We start from the raw sequence: 21,480 nt of genomic DNA on the forward strand, positions 1-21,480 counted from the left end.
TCAGGCCACCTTCACGATGCTGTTGACGTAGATTCCCGGGGTCACCACGTTCTCCGGGTCCAGGGCGCCGGTCGGGACGATCTCCGACACCTGGACGATGGTGTGTTTGGCCGCGGCGGCCATGATGGGGCCGAAGTTCCGGGCGGTCTTGCGGTAGACGAGGTTGCCCTTGCCGTCGGCCTTGAGGGCCTTGATGAGTGCGACGTCGGCGTGGATGGGCGTCTCGAACACTTGCCATTTGCCGTCGAGGAAGCGCGTGTGCTTGCCTTCCGCGAGCATGGTGCCGTAACCGGTGGGGGTGAAGAACCCGCCAATACCCGCGCCCGCGGCCCGGATACGCTCGGCGAGGTTCCCTTGCGGGACGAGTTCCAGTTCGATTTCGCCGGCCTTGTACTTGGCGTCGAAGTGCCAGGAATCCGACTGGCGCGGGAAGGAGCAGATCATCTTCCGGACCCGCCCTTCCTTGATCAGCAGTGCAAGGCCTTGGTCGCCTTGGCCGGCGTTGTTGTTCACCACGGTGAGGTCGGTGGCGCCGGAATCGAGCAGCGCGTCGATGAGTTCGAACGGCTGGCCCGCATTGCCGAAGCCCCCGATCATGACGGTTGAGCCATCCTTGATGCCGGCGACAGCCTCGCCCACGGTGTCAATGAATTTCAGCATTTCCTCTAGGCTCCTTTTCCGGCTACGCCGGAGGTGACGTTCTCCAGCACCACGGCCAGTCCTTGCCCGACCCCGATGCAGATGGCCGCGACACCCCATCGCTCACCAGAAGCCTGCAGGCTGCGGGCCAAGGTGCCCAGGATCCGGGTGCCGGAGGCGCCCAGCGGGTGGCCCATCGCAATCGCTCCGCCGTGCCGGTTCACGATGGACGGATCGATACCCCACGCATCGATGCAGGCCAGGGACTGCGCGGCAAAAGCTTCGTTAAGTTCGACGGCGCCCACCTGCTCCCAGCCGATTCCCGCCTTCGCGAGTGCCTTGTTGGCGGCCTCAACCGGGGCGGAGCCGAAGAACTGCGGATCGTTTCCGTGTGCTCCGCGGCCGGCGATGCGGGCCAGCGGCTCCAGCCCGAGCAGCCCGGCGGCGCTTTCGCTGCCGATCCACGCCGCGGACGCGCCGTCGGACAGCGGAGAAGCGTTGCCCGCCGTGACCGTTCCACCCTCCGGACCGCCGGCCTCGGGCCGGAACACGGTCTTGAGCCCGGCCAGCTTCTCCGCCGTCGAACCCGCCCTAATGCCTTCGTCACGGACCAGCTCCGTGCCCGGAACCTGCGTCACCAGCTGGTCGTAGAAGCCCTCGTCCCACGCCGCGGCCGCGAGGTTGTGCGAGGCCGCCGCGAACTCGTCCTGGCGTTCCCGGGTGACTCCGTACTTCTCACGCAGCCGCTCGGTCGCCTCGCCCAGGGAAATGGTCCAATCCTTCGGCATCGCCGGATTCTCGAGGCGCCAGCCCAGCGTGGTCGAAGCCAGGGTCATGTCCCCGGCAGGGTACGGCTTGGACGTCTTGGGCAGCACCCAGGGTGCACGGGACATCGACTCGGCCCCGCCCACCAGGACCAGTTCGGCGTCGCCGGCGTTGATCTGGCGGGAGGCGATGATCGCGGCATCCAGGGACGAACCGCACAGCCGGTTGACCGTAGTGCCCGGGATCGACGTCGGGAGCCCGGCCAGCAAGGTGGCCATGCGGGCGATGTTGCGGTTCTCCTCGCCGGCGCCGTTGGCGTTCCCGAACACCACCTCGTCGATCCGCTCAACATCCAAAGCAGGGGCCCGCTTGACGGCTTCGCGCACCACGTGGGCAGCTAGGTCGTCCGGGCGCACCCCGGCCAGGCCGGAGCCGAATTTTCCAAAAGGTGTGCGCACGGCGTCGTACACATACGCCTGGTTCATGGGGTCTCCTCTAAGTTTCTGTGATCCCAACCAACTCGCAGTTAATGTCGTTATGAGGGCTCAAAACGACATCTAATGCGAGTTAGTTGGGTGGGTGGGGGCTTCAGGGGTGTTATCGAGCTCCGCGAAGACGCCTTGAGCGGTCTTGAATGCGGTGTTGGCGGAGGGGACTCCGCAGTAGATGGCGGTCTGTAGCAGGATTTCCTTGATCTCGTCCCTGCTCAGCCCATTCGTGATGGCCGCGCGGATGTGCATGGCCAGTTCTTCCCAGTGGCCGTGCGCCACCATCGCGGTGATGGTGACGGCGGAGCGCATCTGCCGCGTCAGGCCGGGCCGGGTCCAGATGCCTCCCCAGGCGATGCGGGTGATCATGTCCTGGAAGTCTTCGGTGAATTCGTCCTTCTTGGCGTTGGCGCGGTCCACGTGCGCATCGCCGAGCACTTCGCGGCGGACCACCATGCCGGCGTCGTAGATTTCCTGCGAGCTAGCGTCGCGCTGAACGGCGCCTTGCGAAGAATCAGTGCTCATTTTCCGGCCTCCGTCATGAATGTCCGCATGAGGTCCGCGACGACGGCAGGCGTCTCCGCGGGCGCTAGGTGCCCGACGCCGTCGAGCGCTACGGCAACAGCGCTGCCGCCACCTGTGTTGAATCTGGAGTTGATGCCCGCGGCAATTTCTTCAGCGAACGACGGCGGCGCAACGGTGTCCTCGACGCCCGCCAGTGCCTGCGTGGGGACTGTGATGCTGCCGAGTTCCGCGCGGACGTCGAATCCGGCGAGGGCTTCACAGCAGAAGGCGTAGCTGAAGCGGTCGGCGTCCCGCAGGGCATGCAGGAGTCGGCTGCTGACCACGGGCTGGCGATCCATGAAACCGGGGGCGAACCAACGCTGCGCGGAACCCTGGATCATCACCGCGGTTCCTTGTGCGCGGACGGTTTCGGCACGTTCCAGCCATCCCTCGGGCGTACCGAGCTTCGCTCCGCTGCACTGCACGGACAGGGACTTGAGCCGTTCTCCGTGCTTGATGCCGAGCTGCAGTCCGGTGGCACCGCCCAGGGAATCGCCGGCGTAGTGGAACACGGCACCGGGCGCGATCGAGTCCACCAAGTCAATCACCGCGTCCGCGAGTTCGGCGACGCTGAACGTTTCGGAGGCCGCGGGCGAGACGCCGTGGCCGGGCAGGTCCCAGCCGATGACGTCGAACTCGTTGCCGAGCAGGGCAGCGGCCTCGGTCCAGAGAACGGTGGACGTTCCGAGCGAGGGCCCCACCACCAGGAGCGGCTTCTCCCCCAGCGTGCGCTGCGGGGACAGCAGCACCGCCTTGACGATGGGCTTAGCCACGATCGGTTCCCTTCAGGTTGGTGTGTGTGAATTCCGGGTACGCGGCGAAGATGCGACGGCTGATCTCGGCAGCCTCACCGACGTAGTTCGCAGGGTCTAGAAGGGCCTGCAGTTCCTCATCGGACAGCTTGCTGGCCGGGACGGCTTCGCGGAGGAGCTTGGTGTAGATCCGGGCTTGCTCGGCTGCGGGTGCTTGCAGGGTCTCGTCGACAACGGACTGCAGCTTGGCCTTCGCCTCGCCCCTGTCCGCGCCGAGGAGCGGAGCTACGGAGGATGCGACGGCTTCGCTGAGGAGTAACGGCCCGGAGATTTCCAGGTTGCGGCGCATTGCCTCTGGGAAGACGCGGAGGCCTTCGGCGAGCTCGCGCAGCTGGGTGGCTGCGCCGAGTGTGAGCCGAAGCAAGCCACGCAGGGCAGGCCATTCGCTGTGCCAGGCGCCGTCCGGGCGTTCGTCGTTGAAGTTCGCGGCTGCAAGGTGCAGCTGCGAAGCCAGCCCGGGCGCCTGGAGCGCCGCGCTGCGGATCAGCACGGACAACACGGGGTTCTGCTTTTGGGGCATGGCCGACGAGACTCCGCGGCCAGCGGCAAGGGGCTCACCGAGCTCGGCAACCTCGGGTCGGCTGAGGAACAGCAGGTCCGAGGCGATCTTGCCGAAGGAGTCCGTGAGGGAAGCCAAGGCGTCGCCGAGTCCAGTGACCGCCAGGCGGTTGGTGTGCCACGGCGCAGGAACGGGAGCGAGGTCCAGCCTTCCGGCCAAGGCATCCGCCAGCGCAAAGGGGCTCGACGACGAGCCTTCCGTGAGTACGGTGCCGGCGGCCAGGGTGCCGCCGGCACCGCCGAACTGCACGGGCAACTCCAGCGCTTCGAGGCGACGGGCCGCGGCTGCCACTCCGTGGAACCACTGCGCCGCCTTGAGCCCGAAGGTGAACGGAAGCGCGTGCTGCGTCAGGCTTCTGCCCACGCACAGCGTGTCCGCATGCTGTTCCGCAAGGGCGGCGAGCGCCGTCGTCGTACCTTTTACTTCGGCGAGAAGCGCCGAAAGCACGCGGTGCGCGAGCAGCATCAGGGCCGAATCCAGGACGTCTTGGCTGGTCAGGGAGGTGTGCACCGCGGCAAACGCGCCGATCGGCCCGCCGGGGCGCCCAGCCTCGAGCTGCCTGACCCTCCCCCGGAGATCGGCCAGCAGCGGAATGACCGGATTGGCGCCACCTTGTGCGCGTTCGGCGATGGAAGCGGCGTCGTAGGCCCAGGATTCCGTGGCCTCGGTGACGACGGCGGCAGAACCGGCCGGCGCGAAGCCCGCCTCTTCGAGCACGGATGCCCAGGCGGCTTCGACGTCGAGGATGGCCGCGATCACCGCACGGTCACCTGTCAGCGCCACGACGGCGGGCGACGCCGAAACCGGGCTGAGCAGCCCGAAATCGCCGTCGCCACTCACTGGGAGGCGCCTTCGAAGTCGAGAAAAACAGTCTCGTTCCGGCCCTGCAGGCGCAGATCCCACGTGAGTCCGCCATCCGCGTCGCGACGCGCGATCAGGGTCTTGCGGCGCTCGGGATCGAGGGAGTTGAGCAGCGGGTCGGCAGCGAGCGCTTCCTCGTTTTCCGGCAAGTAGATGCGGGTGAACAGGCGGTTCATGAGGCCACGCGCAAAAACGGCGACGGAAATGAACGGAGCCGCGCCCGCTTCGGTGGGGCCGGGGTTGACCGTGGTGAACGTGAACACACCGGAGTTGCCCACCGCGGCGCGGCCCCAACCGGTGAAGGTGTAGCCGTCGCGGACCAGGGAGCCGGTGCGCTGGACTACCTTGCCTTCGGAGTCCGGCTGCCAGATCTCCAGGATGGCGTCCGGGATAGCTTCTCCGGCGCCGTCATACACGGTGCCTTGCAGGCGGATGCTTCCGGCGCTGCCCGGGGCGAGGAGCTCGTTGTCCTTATTAAAGGGGAGCGCGTAGCCGTAGAACGGGCCAACGGTCTGGCCTGGTGTGGGTGTCAGCTTGCTCATGTTCTACTCCTCGTCCCCGGCGTCGCCAAAGGCTTCGTTTTCGGTCCAGGTCCGCTTCGAACCGCTCAGGACGATGTCCCAGTTGTAGCCGAGGGCCCATTCGGGGCTCGTCAGCTCGTGGTCGTACTTGGCGACGAGGCGGTCGCGGGCGTCCTGGTCCACGATCGATTGGTAGATGGGGTCCAGCGGGAACAACTGGTCGCCCGGGAAGTACATCTGGGTGACGATGCGCTGCGTGAAATCCGTGCCGAAGAGGGAGAAGTGGATGTGCGCCGGGCGCCAGGCGTTGAGGTGGTTCTTCCATGGGTAGGCGCCGGGCTTGATGGTGGTGAATCGGTAGGTGCCGTCCGGTCCGGTGATGCAGCGTCCGACGCCGGTGAAGTTCGGGTCGAGGGGGGCGGGGTGCTGGTCACGCTTGTGGATGTAACGGCCGGCAGCGTTGGCCTGCCAGATCTCTACGAGTTGGCCGGCAACCGGGCGGCCGTCGCCGTCGAGCACTTTGCCCTGAACGATGATCCGCTCGCCCTGGGGTTCACCGTTGTGCTGGATGGTGAGGTCCGACTCCAACGCATGCACGTCCTGGTGCCCGAACGCCGGCGAGTACAGCTCGATAGTCTCAGGGTCCGCGTGGTGCAGGCTCTTGGTGGGGTGGCGCAGGATGCTGCTGCGGTACGGCGCAAAGTCCAGGCGGGGCTGGGTCTCCGGCGCGGCACCGTTCTTGAGCGCCTGGGCGTACGCTTCGCCGATCGCTTTGATCTCGGCGCTGAGATCCGCTTGGGTTTCGGCTGCGGCGTCCAACGGCGCGTGCCCGGCATGCGGTTCGGCCGCAGGTACGAGCTCGTCGTCTTGGTAGTGCCCGGCATTTGCGTCTAGCAGCACGGCCGGCTCCTTTCGGGTGGTTTCTTTCGTTGCTTCTGGTTGAGTTTCTGCTTAGCGCTGCACGTGGTGGGCGTGAAGCGAGTCGTACTGGACGGCGTGCCGCACGGGGGCGTTGGGGGCGCCGTAGCCGTCGTAATTGCCGCGGCGTTCCACCATTTCGAAGAACACGCTGCCCACTGTGGCGGTGTAGAAGTGGAGGAATTCACCGTTGGCGTCCCTGTCGTAGAGAAGGTTCAATTCCTTGAGGGTGGCCAGGAAGGCAGGATCCAAGGCGAACCGCGCATCCAGGTCCTCGTAGTAGTTGGCCGGTATCCGGAGGAAGTCGAGTCCCCGTGCCTGCGCCGCCCGGGCCGTGGCCACGAGGTCATCCACCGCGAAGGCGATGTGTTCCTGGTAGCTCTTGCGGGCGCCGTTGCCCTTCTGGCCGGGCTCCTGCTGAAGCATCGGAGCCAGGTTCAGCACCATGCGCACGGCACGGTCGGACGTCACCATGACCTGCGAGCGCACCAGGCCGCTGGGACTCGGCACTTCGGCGAACGGTTGAGGTTCCAGCGCGAGGGCACTCGTGTAGAAGAGGACGGCTTCGTCGAAATGCTGCCACGGCTGGGCCAAATTCACGTGGTCGATCGCCGCTTGCGCTCCCGCTGTAGGGTGCTTGAGGCCTTCGCCGAATTCATGGGTCTGCCCGAATTCGCTGGTCCATGCCGCGGTCCCGTCCGGGCTGCCCTGGCACAGGAAGATCTCGGTGGAGTCCGGGGCGGCGATGCCTTGGAACACTTCCTCGTCCGCCTGCACCTTGCGTGGCACCACGGGAGCCTTGAGCTGCTGGGCGCGGGCCGAGGCAATCACCGGAGAGTCGACGTCGAACCCCAACGCCGCGATGGCGGGTTCACTGTGCGACGGCGCTTGTTCGTTGATGATGACGCGGGCGTGGCCCATGGACCACAACTGCACGTCCTTGGTCCGGTGCCGGCCGTCGAATTCGAAGCCGAGTTGGCCCAGGAGAGTTTCGAGCTGTGCGGGCTCATCGGTTTTGACTTCTGCGAAGTTGAACCCGGCCGGTTCGGCGACCTTGGGCAGCGTGGCCAGTTCCATGGGATAACGACGGCGGCCGGCTGCGTTGGCGGGCGAGTCACCAGAGACGCCTTCCGCCGCAAGGGATGCCGCTTTCGCGTCGAGCCATTTGGCGCTTTGTTCCTCAAGCCAGATCAGCGAGCGCATCGCGTCGACGGCCGTGCGCTCCACATCGGACTGGCGGAAGACGTCGTTGAAGACCTCCAGCGAGACCGGGCCGGAATAGCCCGCGCGTGCCACGTGGCCCATGAACTTGGCCAGTTCAAATTGTCCTTCGCCCGGGAACACGCGGTAATGGCGGCTCCAGGACAGGACATCCATGGAGAGTTTCGGGGCGTCGGCCACCTGGACGAAGAAGATCTTCTCAGGCTTGATGGCCTCGATGGGTGCGGTGTCCCAGTCGCGGGAAAGGATGTGGAAGGAGTCGAGGCAGGTGCCCAGGTTGGGGTGGTCCACGGTGTCCACCAAGCGGTGCGCGTGCTCGTAGTCGTTGACATACTTGCCCCAGGCCAGGGCCTCGTACGCCACTTTGACGCCGTGGTTCCCGGCCAATTCCGCCAGCCGGGATAGCTGCTCGGCCCGGAGGCTGTCGTCGTCGATCGTGGCGGTTCCCACGTTGGTGCACACCAGGATGGTGTCCATTCCGAGGCGGGACATGAGCTTGAACTTGGCATCCGCCCGGCGCAGGTTTTCCTGCAGGATGTCTTCGGAGACACTGTCAAAGTCGCGGAACGGCTGGTAGAGGTCCAGTCCGAGTCCCAGGTCAGCGGCCATTTTCCGCACGTCCTCCGGGCTAAGCGGGGAGGTGACGAGGTCCTGTTCGAAGATCTCGATGCCATCGAAGCCCGCGATAGCGCAGGCCTGCATCTTTTCCTTGAGCGTACCGGAGAGGCAGACGGTGGCGATTCCCGTGCGCATCAGTGCCCCGCCCCGGCGAGCGCCTTGTCGGCCTTGGACTCTTCGGCCCTGGATACCTCGGCGCCCACAAGCTCCAGGAAATGCGCCCGCATCCGTTCTGGATCGGCATCGCGGCCGGTGAAGATGCGGAAGGCGTCGGCGGCCTGCCCCACGGCCATGCGACCGCCGTCGAGAACGCGGCAACCCTTGGCGCGGGCCTCGAGCACCAGCTGCGTTTCGATCGGCCGGTAGACGATGTCAGCCACCCAGTGGCGGGGTTCCACGAGGGACATGTCCAGCGGGAGGCCTGGATGCGCGGCCATGCCCACCGGGGTGCAGTGCACCAAACCGTCGGCCAGCGGCATGAGTTGCGGCAGCTCCGCCGTCGTGCGCGCCGTGACGGTGCTGCCCGGGAACAGCGCGGCAAGTTCCGCCGCCCGTTCCGCGCAGCGCACCGGATCGACGTCCACAAGGTCCAGTGACTTGACCCCCGCGGAAAGGAGGGCGTATGCGACGGCGGAGCCCGCACCCCCGGCGCCGAGCTGGACGACTCGCTCCAGGCCGGCGTCGGGAAGGCCGCTGGCCAAAGCTGAGCCGAAGCCGGAGAAGTCCGTGTTGTGGCCGGTAAAGCGGCCGTCCTTGATCAGCACGGTGTTCACAGCGCCGAGCCGCCTTGCGTCCTCGGAAACCTCATCCAGGAACGGCAGCACCAATTGCTTGCACGGATGCGTGATGTTGAGGCCGTTGTAGCCAAGCCGGGAAGCAGCGGTCAGCAAATCGCCGACGGCGGAGCCGGGCAGGGAGAGCTCCAGCAGGTCGATGGGCCGGTACAGGTAGCGCAGCCCCTGGACGTCCGCCTCCCTCTCATGCATGGGCGGCGTCAGTGAAGGCGATACGCCTTCACCGATCAGGCCCACCAGGAAGGATTCGGCTCGGTTGCTCATGCTCATTGCTCCTTTGACAACTGCACCCGCGGATTGGCCCTCCCTGGATTCCCTCGGGACGTCCAGAGCGTGCTGCTCCGCCGGGCGGTATGAATCAGACTACACAAAATGTTCACATCTTGCACTAGTGTTCTTATCGCGAACAAAAGTGATAACTATTAACGCGCCGTTATCGCTGCGGCAGGCGGTCGGCAAGCTCTGACGCCGCGCTCTTCAGCAAGGGGACCACCGCCACCAACTGCTCCACGCTCATTCGGAAGACAGGGACGGCGGTGGCAAGCGAGGCGAACGCAACGCCCTGGGAATTGAGGACCGGGACGGCGACGGCGCGCATGCCCACCTCGTTTTCCTCGTCCATGATCGCGTAGCCCTGGCGCCGGACCTTCTCGATTTCCAGGCGGAAAGCGTCGCGGTCGGTAATGGAGAACTCCGTCAGCGGCTCCAGCTCAAGCTCTTCCACCAACTGCTTCCGCTCGTCGTCGTCCGCGAAGGCAACTAGCGCCTTGCCCACGGCCGTGGTGTGCAGCATTCCAAGATGCCCCGGATCACTCGTGACCCGGAACATCTGGGGACCGTCCACCTTGTTGACCGTGAGGTGGTGGTGGCCATCCCTGACTGAGAGGATGGTGGCCTCACCGGTCCCCTCCGTGACGCGCTGCAGGATGGGCCGCGCGGTACCCGCAAAGCCATGGTGATTGGACACCCGCTGGCCCAGCTGGAAGACGCGAAGCCCCAGGTGGTAGCGGCGGCCGTCAGCCTCGTAGTCAACGAATCCGTCGCGGGTCAGGGATCCGAGCAGCCTGTAGGTGGTACTGAAGGGCAGCTCCGCCTGGCGGGCGAGCTCCGAGGCGCTGGCCCCCTTCGGCTCATTACCCAGCAATACCAGGAGGCCCAGGGCCTTGCCGATCATGTCGGTTTTTGTGTCTTCCTTCACATCCATACCTAAAGATTGCCACATCGTGAGAGCTATATCTAGATGGTGAGTAAATATCTTGACAAGTGACTGCGCTCACAGTCATTATTGCTATATCGCACAAGTAGCTCTCACAATGTGGCTACAGTGTGAGGCCGCTGCCGGACCCACAACGACGTTCCAGGTACGCACATTTCAGCCAGATGCGACATCGCCGTCACACAAAAGGAACACCATGAGTCACACGATCCCGTCTACGACGCCGGGCACTGCCACGGCAGGAACGCCGAAGAAGGCCGCCCTCGCCAGCTTCCTCGGTAGCGCCGTCGAGTACTACGACTTCTTCATCTTCGGTTCGGCCGCGGCCCTGATTTTCCCGCACGTCTTCTTCCCCAGCGCCGACGCCAACGCAGCCATTATGTCCTTCGCGACGTTCGGCTTCGCCTACGTAGCACGGCCCGTTGGAGCCATCATCCTGGGGCACTTCGGCGACCGCATCGGCCGCCAGCGCGTGCTGATGTTTACCCTGGTGCTCATGGGCGGTGCGACGTTCATCATCGGCTGCCTCCCCGATTTCAAGTCCATCGGTTGGTGGGCTCCGGCGCTGCTGGTCTTCGCACGGCTCTGCCAGGGCCTCTCGGCCGCCGGTGAACAAGCCGGCGCTTCATCCATGACGCTGGAACACGCGCCGGACAACCGCCGCTCCTTCTTTACCTCCTGGACCCTTACCGGAACCCAGGGCGGCCAGATCCTCGCAGCCTTGGTCTTCATCCCCGTCGTCGCCCTCCCGGACGAGGTCAAGTACGGCATCGGCTGGCGGATCCCGTTCTGGCTCAGCGCCGTCGTGGTCCTGGTAGCGTTCTTCATCCGCCGCACCCTGCACGAACCACCGGCGTTCGCCGAGGCCAAGAAGAACAACCAGATCGCCAAGCTTCCCGTGGCCGACCTTCTGCGGCTGCACTGGGCCGACGTCCTGCGCGTTATCTGCTGCGCCTTCATCTCGGCGGTGAGCACGGTCTTCGGAACCTTGGCCATTGCCTACGCCAAGGACGTGGCCCACGTGAACAGCACCATCACCCTGTGGCTCGTCGTGGCGGCAAACGTCGTCGCGCTTGGCACCCAGCCGGTCTTCGGCCGGATGGCTGACCGGATCGGCCGCAAGCCCGTCTTCATCTACGGCGCCGTAGCCAGCGCCATCATGACGCCGGTGTTCCTCTTGACGCTCGAATCCGGAAACGTGCCGCTCATGTTCCTGGTCTCCGTGGTGTACTTCTCCCTCGGATACGCCGCCGCAAACGCGGTATGGCCCTCCTTCTACGGCGAAATGTTCAGCACCAAGGTCCGCTTCTCCGGCTTGGCCATCGGCACCCAGATCGGCTTCCTCATGGCAGGCTTCGCCCCGACCATCGTGACGGCAATGGGCGGCACCAAGGCCGGCGGCTGGGTCCAGATCAGCATCTTCACCGGCGTCATCTGCGTCATCGCGGCGGTCTCCGCGATGACCGCCCGCGAATCCTTCAAGACCCCGACGGCGGAGCTCGGCCTGAAGTAGGACGCTCCCTCCAAACAAATCCGTGGTTCCACACCGGCCGCCCTCTGGGCCCGTGTGGAACCACGGATTTTCTTTGTCCCGGAAGTCTTACCCACGGCTAACCCGCACGAAACCACACCGCAACATTGGCCCGCCACACTGGAATAGCCGGCAAATGCTGGCAGCTCCAGCCAGGGAGGCCACCATGTTGAAGGAAGTATCAACCCACCCCACAAGAATCCGCGCGCTTGACCAGCTGCACCGCGGCGACCAGATCGAAGCCCGCCTCTCCGTCGGACCCTCCTACGATGACGTTGTCATCCGCAGGGGCAGCGTCCAGGAAACGGCCCCGGGCATCGGCGTCGTTTGGATCATGGATCAGCTGACGGGCCTGCGCAAGGCCATCAATACCGACGAATGCACAGTCTGGCGAGTGGCCTGACCTGGCCCCGAACCACTCAGCCGCCAGCCACGGACTGGATGATCAAGACCTCCTGGCCGGCAGCTACCTCAGTATCCAGACCCTTCAGACGCCGGACCTCCTCGCCGTTCACGTAAATATTCACGTAGCGGCGGAGCGAACCGGTTTCATCCCGGATCCTCCGGGCCAGCACCGGGTAGTCCCCGGTCACAGCATCAAGCAAGCTTTCCACGGTCACAGCTCCGTCGGCGGGCGTAGTCAGGTAGGACTGCCCGCCGGCGAGGGGCTGGAGAACGCTGGGCAAAAGCACCGTAATGTCGGGCAACGTACGTCCTAGGCCGGCAGGCTGGATGCTGCGGCGGCAGCGGCCAATTCGTCTGCCACATCTGCGGGGACGACGCCGGAGACAACAGCAGCCCGGACACACAAAACATCAGGTAGATGCGAGGCGACTTCGATGAAGGACTCGCCCTCATCAGCGCTGGCGTAGACAGAACCGCCGCGTGTTCCGAAGTACACCCCGGCAGGTTCAGCAGAATCCACCGCGGCTGCGTCACGGAGCACGGCGTTGTATTCATGGTCCGGGAGGCCCACATCCAAACGCTTCCAGGTATTCCCGGCGTCGTCCGTGCGGTGCACCGCGAGATGGCCGTCCGGCGGAATCCGCTCACTATCGGCCTTGATCGGGATCACCCAGGCGGTCCCTTCGCGGCGGGGGTGGGTGAGCATCACGAAGCCGAAATCAGCGGGAAGGCCGTCGGCGATTGAAACCCAGTTCTCGCCGTTGTCGTCCGTGCGGTACACGCCGTGGTGGTTCTGCGCATACAACCGGCCTTCGACGGCGGCATCCGCGGCGATCTTGTGGACGCACTGGCCGAACTCGGGATTGGGATCGGGCATGAAGTAGGCCGAGATCCCCTTGTTGCGGGCCTCCCAGGAGGTTCCGCCGTCGAGCGATCGGTAGACGCCGCCCGTGCTCATGGCGACATGGACGTTCTCCCCGGAAGGATTGACCACGATCGAGTGGGCGGCAGCGCCACCGTAACCCGCGCCCCACTCGCTGCGATGCGGGTGGTCCCAGAGGCCGCGGTTCAACTCGAAGTGTTCTCCGCCGTCGGTCGATTTCCAGACAGAGATCGGTTCGCAACCTGCCCAGACCACGCCGGGCCGGGATGCGGAGTCCGGGTAGATCTGCCAGATCCGTTCCAGAGCGGCATCCGTGCCGTCCGGGAATTTGATGGCGCCTTGTTCGGGCTCGGTCCATGTGGCGCCCAGGTCATCGGAGTGGGCCACGGTGGGACCCCAGTGTTCGGAGCGCACGCCCACCATGATCCGGGGCTTGTCCCCGCGCGTATCGATCCCGATGCTGGGGATCTCGCTCATGAGGAAGTGCGGACCGGAAAGGGACCATTCCTTGCGGTCTGTGCTGCGTGCCAGCCACAATCCTTTTTTGGTCCCGATCGCCAAGACATAACTCTCTGCGGTAGCCATGAACCCCATGCAACCATCCCCGCGCGGGAGCCGCAACGGTTTTATGAACCGGTCTAGGAAAGCGCCTCAGTCCACGAACTCGGACTGCGTCTCAATGAAGTCCCAGTCGGCGTCGCTCAGCCCGCCGGCCAGCTCTTCAAGGCGCGGACCTCCGACATCCGCAATCCGTTGCAGAACTTCCAGTGGAAGCTCAGTGGCACGAAGGTTTTCGCGCAGCCATTCCTTGCTCTTAAGGTCTATGTCCAGCCACCACATGAAGATCTCCACGTGGACCACCCCTTCCTGTGCAAGTTAACGCTAGGCCCGCGCCGGGTGCACTACAAGGGGCCGGGTACCCCGATCAAACGCCGGGTTTCGCCGTGAACCCGGGACCGGAAAAAGTAAAGTGAAAGTAGTTATTCAGATTGGTAGCGGAGTGCTGTTGGGGCACGTAAGCTATTTGTCAGCAGGAACCCCCAAGAACCTGCTCCAAAGTCCGCTCCGGAGTGCGTATCCCCCAATAACGCACTCCGGAGCTCTTTGTTTAAGCCTCGCGACACGCAAAATCCCTGGCGCCCACGGAATTCCGGGGTCGCCAGGGATTTTCCGTGTCGCTCAGCGTTTAGACGAACTGGTACAGCAGCGCCGCCATGCCGAAGCCCACTACCGAGAGCACGGTCTCCAGCACCGTCCACGTCTTCAGGGTGTCCTTGACTGACATGTTGAAGTACTTGGAGATGATCCAGAATCCGCCGTCGTTCACGTGGCTGGCGATGATGGAGCCGGAGGAGATGGCCATGACAATCAGGGCCAATTGCGGCTGCGAATAGTGTCCGGCCGTGAGCGCCGGGGCCAGGATGCCGCCGGTGGTCACGATCGCGACCGTGGCCGAGCCCTGGGCGAGGCGCATGCCGCAGGCGATCACGTAAGCGGACACGATCACCGGCAGCCCGGCCTTGGCCAAAGTGTCCGCCACCGCGTTGCCCACCCCGGTTGCCGAGAGCACGGCGCCGAAGAATGCGCCGGCTCCAACAACAAGCAGGATCATGCCGACCGGCTTCAGCGAGGCCGAGCTCAGTTCGGAGAGGTCCTTGGCGCTCATGCCCCGGCGCGTGCCCAGGAGCCACATGGAGAGTGCAACGGCAACGGTGAGCGCAATGGCCGGGTTGCCGAAGAACACGAGCGCATCGCGGAACCCACCGGCGGGCAGGAAGACATTGCCGAAGGTGGCGCCAAGGATCAGGAGCATCGGCAGGCCGATGGCAAGGGCAACAACGCTCATAGGCGGCTCGTGGCCCACGGCTTCCTCTGCCTCCGGGATCACGCGGTCCTCCGGAACGGACACTTGCACGCGCTTGCCGATCCACTGGCCCCAGAGAATGCCGGAAGCGAACCAAGCGGGGATACCGCAGGCGAGGCCCATGATGATGATCCAGCCAAGTTCAACGTGGAACAGGCCAGCCGCTGCCACGGGACCCGGGTGCGGTGGCAGGAAGGCGTGGGTCACCGAGAGGCCGGCGAGGAGCGGCAAGGCATACAGAATCAGGGATTTTCCGCCGCGTACCGCCGCCACGTAGACGAGGGGCGCGAGCACGAAAATACCGATGTCGAAGAAGACCGGAATGCCGAGGACAAAACCGGTGACGCCCATGGCCAGCGGCGTTCCCTTTTCGCCGAAGATCTTCACGAGCCTGCCCAGCAGGACCTCCGCGCCACCGGAACGTTCCAGGATAGCGCCCAGGACGGTGCCCAGGCCGATGATCAACGTGATGTGTCCGAGGATCCCGGCGAAGCCCTTCTCGATGAGGGCGTCACCGCTCTTGATCGGCGAGCCGACGAGGGCATCGATGCTCACGCCGCCCGCCAGCGCGACGAGCACGCTGGTACCCACCAAGGCAATGAACGGTTCTACCTTGACTTTGATGATCAGAAACAACAGGAGGGCAATGCCGGCCCCTGCCAGGAGAAGCAGGCCGGCGGTATCGTGCCGCAGCCAGTTCAGGAATTCATTCATGGAGGTTACTTTCTGGGGATTCCTACGCGAGGGTGGCGGTGAAGGCGGCGGCCCTGGCCGAAATGTCAGCCCAGTCGCCTGCGGCCACGGCGGAGGGAGGGACCACGCTGGTTCCACAGCAGACCGCTGCGGCGCCGGCGTCGAGATAGCTCTTGGCGTTAGAGGCGTCGATCCCGCCGGAGGGCAGAAGCCGGATGCCAGGGTAGGGACCCTGGAGATCCTTGAGGTAGGCCGGGCCGAGCTGCCTGGCCGGGAAGATCTTGACTGCCGCGGAACCGAGGTCAAGGGCCTGCGCAACCTCCGTGGGTGTCATGGCGCCCAAACTGAAGGGAATACCGGCGGCCGCAGCCACCGCCGCAACCTCGGGGCGAAGGCCGGGCGTCACCAGGAATCGGGCACCGGCGTCGATTGCTGCCCTTGCCTGCTCGGCCGTCATCACGGTACCGATTCCGACGGCGGCGCCGTGCTTCGCGGCGGTGTCCGCCGCCCGCCGCACATGCTTCAGCACGTCCGGGGTGGTGAACGTCAGTTCGACGCTGCGGATGCCGGCGCCGGCCAGTGCGTGGCACAGCTCGGCGGCGTCGGGGATCAGCGGCGCACGGACGACGGCGAGGGTGCGGTCGGCTTCAAGCTGTTCGACGAATTCTTCAGGAGTCATGCGATTCCGTACTTCCTGCTCGGGTGCGTCCGTCGGGGCTGCGGCGCAGGGCGCGGCCGGCACGGGCGCCGGTGGGCTTCCCGCCGTCGATCGCTGCCGTCCCGTTGACGAACACGTAATGGATGCCAGTGGCTGGCTTGCGGGGGTTTTCAAAGGTGGCTTCGTCACGGACGGTGCGCGGATCGAAGAGGACGACGTCGGCCGCGTAGCCTTCGCGGACGAGCCCGCGGCGGTCGAGCTTGAGCCGCTTGGCGGGGCGGCCGCTCAAGTGGTGGACCATTTCTTCCAGGGTCAGCAAGCCCAGGTCGCGGCTGTAATGGCCCAGGTAGCGGGGAAAGGTTCCCCAGGCACGCGGGTGCGGCTTGGCTCCGACCAAGAGGCCGTCGCTGCCGCCGGTGTGCGTGCGATGGACCATGATGGCCTGCACGTTTTCCTCGTGTCCGACGTGCTGCAGGATGCCGGTGCCCAAGCGGTCCTCTTGGAGGATCCGAACGAACACGTTGAAGGGCTCAGCGTTGGATTCGGCGGCGATTGCGGCGATGGTCTTGCCCACATGGCCGGCGAGTGCCGGGTTCTGGACGCCGCTGATCTCCAGGGTGTGCCACTCGGCAACCACGCCATGGCAGCCGTCGGAGCCGTAGATCTCCACGCTTTCGCGGATCCTCGCTAGCGTAGCCGGGTCAGCCAAGCGCGCGAGTGTGGCCTCGGTGCCGCCGGAGGATGACCAGCTGGGCAAGATGGCCGCGAGCGTGGTGGCTCCGGGGAGGTAGGGATAGGTGTCGAGCGTGATATCGGCGCCGTCGTCGAGCGCTGCGTCGATGAGTTCAAGAAGCTCGCCCGCCCTGCCCTTGTTTTCGGCGAAGTTCATGGTGGCGTGGGAAAGGTGCAGCGCGCAGCCGGTGTCCCTGCTCAGTCCGATCATCTCAGCGTAGGCGCCGAGCGCGCCCTTTCCGTAGGAGCGGTGGTGCGGGGCGTAGAAACCACCCAGCTCCCCCACGGTCCGGCATAGTCCTGCCAGTTCCTCCGTGCGGGCGTACATTCCGGGGGTGTAGGTCAGTCCGGAGGACATCCCTACGGCGCCTTCCTCCATGGCGGTGCGGACCAAGTCCTGCATCCGCTCCTGCTGCTCAGGTGTCGGGTCCCCTTCGGCGAAGCCCATCACGAGGGCCCGTACGGTTCCCTGCGGCACGAGGTAGGCGGCGTTGGTGGCGATCCTCTTGCCGTTTTCGGACGCGTCGAGGCGGTCCAGGTACTCGCCCACGGTTCGCCAATCCCAGTCGAAATCCTGCGGGTTGTCGTTCCAGCCGGCGATCTTCTCGCGGACTCCGGTAAGCGTGGCGTCGTCCACCGGAGCGTAGGACAGCCCGTCCTGGCCCAGCAGTTCGGTGGTGACGCCTTGGCTGAGCTTGGCGTAGTGGTCTTTGTTGACCAGCAGCTGCAGGTCCGAATGGGCGTGCATGTCGATGAAGCCGGGGCTCAGGACGAGTCCCGTGGCGTCGATGGTCCGCCCGGCGCCGGTTCCGCTTGCGGTGAGGGATCCGGCGTCGGCGACGACGGCGATCACCTCGCCGTCCAGCAGGACGTCCGCGGGACGGCGGTCCGTCCCGGTTCCGTCCACCAGGATGGCGTTGCTGATGAGGGTCTTCATGGCGAGGGTCCTAGAAGAAGGTATGGATGAGGTCGACGACGGTTTGGTCACCGTCGGTGTCCGCCAGCACTGGGATGAGGGTCCACTTGTCAAAGGCTGTGCACGGATGCGAAAGTCCGAGGCGCACGACGTCGCCGGGCCGCACGGTGGTGGTGCGGGCGTCGAAGGTCATGAAGCAGTGCTGGTCGTTGACGGCGGTGATCTCGGCACCGCCGAGGGGCAGCATGGGACCACCGAGCGCGGGCCCGATCAGCTGTGGACGCGGCAGGCCTTCGTCAACGGGCAAGTCCCGTTTGCCGGCGTCGAGGATGGCAAGGCCGGGTTCGGGCTGGGACACGACGCGCGCCCAGCCGTGCATAGCTGCCATGAACGGCTGGCCGCCGTCGCGGGAAAACGGCGAGATGCCCCGGTAGAAGCCGTCGTCGTGGATGATGTAGGCGCCGCTGCGGATCATGAGTTCCACCCGGGGGCTTGCCTCGGAGCCAGCGGTGGCGTAGGGCGAAAGGACGTCGACGACGTCGTCGAAGTAGGCGCTGCCGCCTGCCGTGAGGATGACGGCGTCGGATCCGTAGAGACCTTCCTCGAGGAGCCGTTGATGCAGCTCACCCATCTGGCCCAAGAAGCCGCGGACGGCGGCGAGACTGTGGGCGTCGGCCATGTGGGCCAGCGATCCTTCGTAGCCGCTCACCCCCACGAGCCGCAGGTGCGGGGAGGCACTGACGGCGCGGGCGACGTCGAGTGCAGCCTCCACGCCTCGTGCCCCGGTGCGGCCGCCGATCCCGCCGAGCTCAACGAGGACATCCAGGACGGCGTTGCTTCCAACGGCTTCCAAGGTGCGGCCAATAACCTGCACGGTAACGGTGGAGTCCACCCAGGACAGGATCGGCTGGTCCGGACTCGCGGTCTTGGCGACCCATTCGATCGCGTGCGGATCGCTCAGGCTGTTGGCCAGTTGCAGGCGCCGCACGCCGAACGCGCGGGCCACGCGGAGCTGGGCGAAGTTCGCCACGGTGATCCCCCAGGCGCCACGGCTCAGCTGTTCCGCCCAAAGCTGCGGCGCCATGGTGGTCTTTCCGTGCGGAGCCAGCAAGACGCCGTGCTCAGCACACCACGAGGCCAAGCGATCGGCATTGCCGCGGAGCGCCCCGGCATCAAGTGTCAGCAACGGCGTCTGGAGGTCCTCGAGCTTCGGGGCTGTGGAGAGGAACTCGCGGTGGCTGGTGCCGTTGGCTGTGGCGGGCACGGCTTTGTGCCGCCAGTCGAGCCGGACATCCGCCAGGCGCGCCACGGCGTCCGCTGCAATTGCCCCGGCCTCTGCTCCGGCCCCGGACGTGGAAGTGTTCACCAGTTCGATCCCTTCACGATGCGCAACTTCACTGTGCGCAATTCACTGTGCGCATTCTGCTCTCAAAACCCGTGCGTTGCGTATTTTGCAACGCAGGTTGCAAAGCTGTTGGTGATATGTCTAACATGGTGCAGGATTGGGAGTCAAGGCCGCGGCGTGGCCCGGCACTCCCTGACCAGGCCACGGAAATCCCTTCTTCATTGGGTGTCGAGTGCCGCTGGAAGCGGCAGAGGGAGCGCGCGAGTTTCATGCTTTCAGCTGTATGTGTGGGCGAGACGATGGCCATGCTCACCCCGGTGAAGCCCGTCCCGCTGCACCAAGCCACGGAGCTGCACTGCGGCATCGGCGGCGCGGAATCGAACGTTGCCATGGGCCTGGCTGCCATGGGCCTGGACTCCCACTGGGTAGGCCGGGTGGGCAAGGACGGATTCGGTATCCGGATCCTGGAGGAACTCAGCAGCCACGGAGTAGGCGTTTCCGGCGTCGAGGTCGATCCCGGACGGCCCAGCGGGCTTTACGTCAAGGTGCCAGCCCAGGAAACAGACCCCGACGGCGGCAGTTCAGTTTTGTACTACCGGCAGGGTTCCGCCGCATCAGCGATGAGCCTGGGCACCCTGGCGAATCCCGCCGTCGAGCGTTTGCTTAACGAAGCATCGCTCATCCACCTGAGCGGCATCACAGCGGCGCTCTCGGCCGAATGCCTCCAGCTCATGGAAGCCATCCTCGCCGCCCCGAGGCACGGCCGCCTCATCAGCTTCGACGTCAATTGGCGCGCCGCGCTCTGGGCCGGGCAGGACCGTTCCGTACTGCGCCGCCTGGCCAATCTCGCCGACATCGTGCTGGTGGGCAAGGACGAAGCCGAGCACGCCTTCGGCACTACGGACGAAACTGAACTGCGGCGCCTCATGCCGGATCCCGCCGTCGTCGTCATCAAGAACGAAGCCATCAGCGCCATCGCGCTGGAACGGGACGGGACGCGGTCCGAGGTGTCGGCATTGTCCGTGGACGTGCTCGAGCCGGTGGGCGCGGGCGATTCCTTCGCGGCCGGGTACCTCAGCGGCGTGCTGTTCGGCCTCGGGCAGAAGGCGAGCCTTCGCCGCGGTCACGTCGCTGCAGCCTGCACCCTCACCGTGCATGGCGATCGTGGCCCGCTCCCCGGCTCCGCCCTGCTTTCGGCCATCCTCGATTCCACAGACGCCGAATGGGCTGCGATCCACGTCGCCGCAGGACACTTCAGCAGCCATGACCGAAGCCTTCACGATCGGAGCACAGCACCATGAGCCAAAGCCTGATGCGGGCCATCGACCTGCTAGCCGAGCTTGCGGCCAAACCGGCCACCCTGGATGAGCTTGCCTCCAAGGCTTCGGTACACAAGACAACCGTCATGCGGCTCCTGCACGCCATGGAGGAAAAGCGATTCGTTGTCCGCGATGAGGACCAGCGGTTCATGCTTGGATCCAAACTGTTCGAGCTGTCCTCGCTCGCCCTGGAGCAGCGGGACATCCGCAAAGTGGCGCACCCGTACTTGGCTGAGCTGAACGGAAAGACCGGGCACACCGTGCACCTTGCCGCGTTCGAGGGCAATGACGTCGTGTACATCGACAAATTCGAGTCGCACCATCCCGTGCGGATGTACTCCCGGATCGGCCTGACCGCGTCCCTGCATTCGGCCGCCGTCGCCAAAGTCCTGCTTGCCGACATGCCGCGCAGCCGGCAGGAAAAGATCGCGGCGGGACTCGACTACACAAGAATTACCGACACCACCCTGACCTCGCCGGAGGCCCTTTTGGCCGAACTGGAGCAGGTCAGGGTCCAGGGCTGGGCCCATGACAACGCCGAGCACGAATCCTTCGTGCACTGCATCGCGACCCCCATTCGCGACGCGAGCGGCGCCGTCGTGGCCGCAGCCTCTTGTTCGGTACCGGTGGTGATGCTCAGCTACGAAGGACTGCTTGAGCTGCTGCCCGACCTCAAAGCCAGCACCGAGGCCATCTCCCGCGACCTCGGCTGGATCAGCCACGAAAGGAACTCCGCATGAGTGAAAAGACTGTAGTACTGACCGAAAACGCTCCGGCCCCGGCGCACGTATTCTCCCAAGGCATCCAGAAGGGCGGCCTGTTCCAGGTCTCGGGCCAAGGCCCCATGGATCCCGCCACCAACCAGTACATCGGCGAGGGCGACGTCCGAGTCCAGACCCGCCGCACACTGGAGAACGTGAAGGCGATCCTCGAAGCCGGCGGCTCCTCAGTGGAAGACGTCATCATGTTCCGCGTCTACCTCACCACCCGCGACGACTTCGCCGCCATGAACGAGGTCTACGGCGAATTCATCACCGAGAACGTCCCCAGCGGCCAACTGCCTAGCCGCACCACGGTGTTCGTCGACCTCCCGCACGAAGTCATGCTCGTGGAAATCGACGCGCTGGCCGTTACGGCGTAAGCCCCGGAGCCCGGCTT

At 65.4% G+C, this 21,480-nt stretch carries 22 protein-coding genes; 5 read left to right on the plus strand and 17 right to left on the minus strand.

Going from position 1 to position 21,480, the window contains the following annotated elements; genetic code table 11:
* The 10 genes from QRN51_RS02555 to QRN51_RS02600 form a co-directional block, all read right to left on the minus strand.
* A complete protein-coding gene (locus QRN51_RS02555; RefSeq protein WP_234752852.1) occupies positions 1 to 660 on the minus strand; it encodes a 3-oxoacid CoA-transferase subunit A in 660 nt (219 codons plus the stop codon).
* Positions 661 to 665: 5 nt separating this feature from the next.
* Complete coding sequence (locus tag QRN51_RS02560; RefSeq protein WP_284988496.1) at positions 666 to 1,889, minus strand: thiolase family protein; 1,224 nt, start codon at positions 1,887 to 1,889, stop codon at positions 666 to 668.
* A gap of 72 nt (positions 1,890 to 1,961) precedes the next feature.
* Positions 1,962 to 2,417, minus strand: a complete 456-nt coding sequence (pcaC, locus tag QRN51_RS02565; RefSeq protein ID WP_284988497.1) for a 4-carboxymuconolactone decarboxylase — start codon at positions 2,415 to 2,417, stop codon at positions 1,962 to 1,964.
* The gene (locus QRN51_RS02570; protein ID WP_284988498.1) at positions 2,414 to 3,229 is read right to left on the minus strand and encodes an alpha/beta fold hydrolase; all 816 of its coding nucleotides are present in this window, start codon (positions 3,227 to 3,229) and stop codon (positions 2,414 to 2,416) included. Before QRN51_RS02570 ends, pcaC begins: the two co-directional genes overlap by 4 nt.
* Positions 3,222 to 4,667: a lyase family protein gene (locus QRN51_RS02575; protein WP_284988499.1), complete on the minus strand. Its 1,446-nt coding sequence runs from the start codon at positions 4,665 to 4,667 to the stop codon at positions 3,222 to 3,224. The genes QRN51_RS02570 and QRN51_RS02575 overlap by 8 nt, the downstream gene beginning before the upstream one ends.
* The gene (pcaG, locus tag QRN51_RS02580; RefSeq protein WP_059388804.1) at positions 4,664 to 5,230 is read right to left on the minus strand and encodes a protocatechuate 3,4-dioxygenase subunit alpha; all 567 of its coding nucleotides are present in this window, start codon (positions 5,228 to 5,230) and stop codon (positions 4,664 to 4,666) included. The genes QRN51_RS02575 and pcaG overlap by 4 nt, the downstream gene beginning before the upstream one ends.
* A gap of 3 nt (positions 5,231 to 5,233) precedes the next feature.
* Entirely contained in the window at positions 5,234 to 6,106 is an 873-nt protein-coding gene (gene pcaH / locus QRN51_RS02585) for a protocatechuate 3,4-dioxygenase subunit beta (protein WP_284988596.1), read from the minus strand.
* Positions 6,107 to 6,160: 54 nt separating this feature from the next.
* Positions 6,161 to 8,101: a bifunctional sugar phosphate isomerase/epimerase/4-hydroxyphenylpyruvate dioxygenase family protein gene (locus tag QRN51_RS02590; RefSeq protein WP_284988500.1), complete on the minus strand. Its 1,941-nt coding sequence runs from the start codon at positions 8,099 to 8,101 to the stop codon at positions 6,161 to 6,163.
* Positions 8,101 to 9,024, minus strand: coding sequence for a shikimate dehydrogenase (locus QRN51_RS02595; RefSeq protein WP_284988501.1), 924 nt, complete (start codon positions 9,022 to 9,024; stop codon positions 8,101 to 8,103). Before QRN51_RS02595 ends, QRN51_RS02590 begins: the two co-directional genes overlap by 1 nt.
* 169 nt (positions 9,025 to 9,193) lie before the next feature.
* Positions 9,194 to 9,964 carry an IclR family transcriptional regulator gene (locus QRN51_RS02600; protein ID WP_059388805.1) on the minus strand — a complete coding sequence of 257 codons (771 nt, stop codon included), beginning with the start codon at positions 9,962 to 9,964 and terminating at the stop codon, positions 9,194 to 9,196.
* A 208-nt stretch (positions 9,965 to 10,172) separates the two neighbouring features.
* Here QRN51_RS02600 and QRN51_RS02605 point away from each other — a divergent pair, with 208 nt between their 5' ends.
* Complete coding sequence (locus QRN51_RS02605) at positions 10,173 to 11,489, plus strand: MFS transporter (RefSeq protein ID WP_284988502.1); 1,317 nt, start codon at positions 10,173 to 10,175, stop codon at positions 11,487 to 11,489.
* A 184-nt stretch (positions 11,490 to 11,673) separates the two neighbouring features.
* Positions 11,674 to 11,910 (plus strand): hypothetical protein, encoded by a 237-nt coding sequence (locus QRN51_RS02610; RefSeq protein ID WP_059388807.1) that lies wholly within the window; start codon positions 11,674 to 11,676, stop codon positions 11,908 to 11,910.
* A 16-nt stretch (positions 11,911 to 11,926) separates the two neighbouring features.
* On the opposite strand, the gene QRN51_RS02615 is transcribed toward QRN51_RS02610, so the two are convergent.
* From QRN51_RS02615 to QRN51_RS02645, 7 genes are all read right to left on the minus strand, one after another.
* Positions 11,927 to 12,214 (minus strand): MoaD/ThiS family protein, encoded by a 288-nt coding sequence (locus QRN51_RS02615; RefSeq protein WP_284751077.1) that lies wholly within the window; start codon positions 12,212 to 12,214, stop codon positions 11,927 to 11,929.
* An 8-nt stretch (positions 12,215 to 12,222) separates the two neighbouring features.
* The gene (locus QRN51_RS02620) at positions 12,223 to 13,389 is read right to left on the minus strand and encodes a WD40/YVTN/BNR-like repeat-containing protein (RefSeq protein ID WP_284988503.1); all 1,167 of its coding nucleotides are present in this window, start codon (positions 13,387 to 13,389) and stop codon (positions 12,223 to 12,225) included.
* A gap of 57 nt (positions 13,390 to 13,446) precedes the next feature.
* Entirely contained in the window at positions 13,447 to 13,647 is a 201-nt protein-coding gene (locus tag QRN51_RS02625) for a hypothetical protein (RefSeq protein WP_059388808.1), read from the minus strand.
* Positions 13,648 to 13,981: 334 nt separating this feature from the next.
* Positions 13,982 to 15,373: a GntP family permease gene (locus QRN51_RS02630; protein WP_284988504.1), complete on the minus strand. Its 1,392-nt coding sequence runs from the start codon at positions 15,371 to 15,373 to the stop codon at positions 13,982 to 13,984.
* A 22-nt stretch (positions 15,374 to 15,395) separates the two neighbouring features.
* Positions 15,396 to 16,031, minus strand: coding sequence for a bifunctional 4-hydroxy-2-oxoglutarate aldolase/2-dehydro-3-deoxy-phosphogluconate aldolase (locus QRN51_RS02635; RefSeq protein WP_284988505.1), 636 nt, complete (start codon positions 16,029 to 16,031; stop codon positions 15,396 to 15,398).
* Positions 16,021 to 17,679, minus strand: coding sequence for an N-acyl-D-amino-acid deacylase family protein (locus QRN51_RS02640; RefSeq protein ID WP_284988506.1), 1,659 nt, complete (start codon positions 17,677 to 17,679; stop codon positions 16,021 to 16,023). Before QRN51_RS02640 ends, QRN51_RS02635 begins: the two co-directional genes overlap by 11 nt.
* 10 nt (positions 17,680 to 17,689) lie before the next feature.
* On the minus strand, positions 17,690 to 19,024 hold the full coding sequence (locus QRN51_RS02645) for a type III PLP-dependent enzyme domain-containing protein (protein WP_284988507.1): 1,335 nt from the start codon (positions 19,022 to 19,024) through the stop codon (positions 17,690 to 17,692).
* Between the two features lie 248 nt (positions 19,025 to 19,272).
* Here QRN51_RS02645 and QRN51_RS02650 point away from each other — a divergent pair, with 248 nt between their 5' ends.
* The 3 genes from QRN51_RS02650 to QRN51_RS02660 are packed head-to-tail and all read left to right on the plus strand — an operon-like array spanning position 19,273 to position 21,463.
* Positions 19,273 to 20,304 carry a sugar kinase gene (locus QRN51_RS02650; RefSeq protein ID WP_284988508.1) on the plus strand — a complete coding sequence of 344 codons (1,032 nt, stop codon included), beginning with the start codon at positions 19,273 to 19,275 and terminating at the stop codon, positions 20,302 to 20,304.
* Complete coding sequence (locus tag QRN51_RS02655; protein WP_059388813.1) at positions 20,301 to 21,062, plus strand: IclR family transcriptional regulator; 762 nt, start codon at positions 20,301 to 20,303, stop codon at positions 21,060 to 21,062. Before QRN51_RS02650 ends, QRN51_RS02655 begins: the two co-directional genes overlap by 4 nt.
* A complete protein-coding gene (locus tag QRN51_RS02660) occupies positions 21,059 to 21,463 on the plus strand; it encodes a RidA family protein (RefSeq protein ID WP_059388814.1) in 405 nt (134 codons plus the stop codon). Before QRN51_RS02655 ends, QRN51_RS02660 begins: the two co-directional genes overlap by 4 nt.
* Positions 21,464 to 21,480: the final 17 nt, after the last annotated feature.

This window comes from Arthrobacter sp. efr-133-TYG-120 (genome assembly GCF_030209785.1).
Classification (GTDB): domain Bacteria; phylum Actinomycetota; class Actinomycetes; order Actinomycetales; family Micrococcaceae; genus Arthrobacter.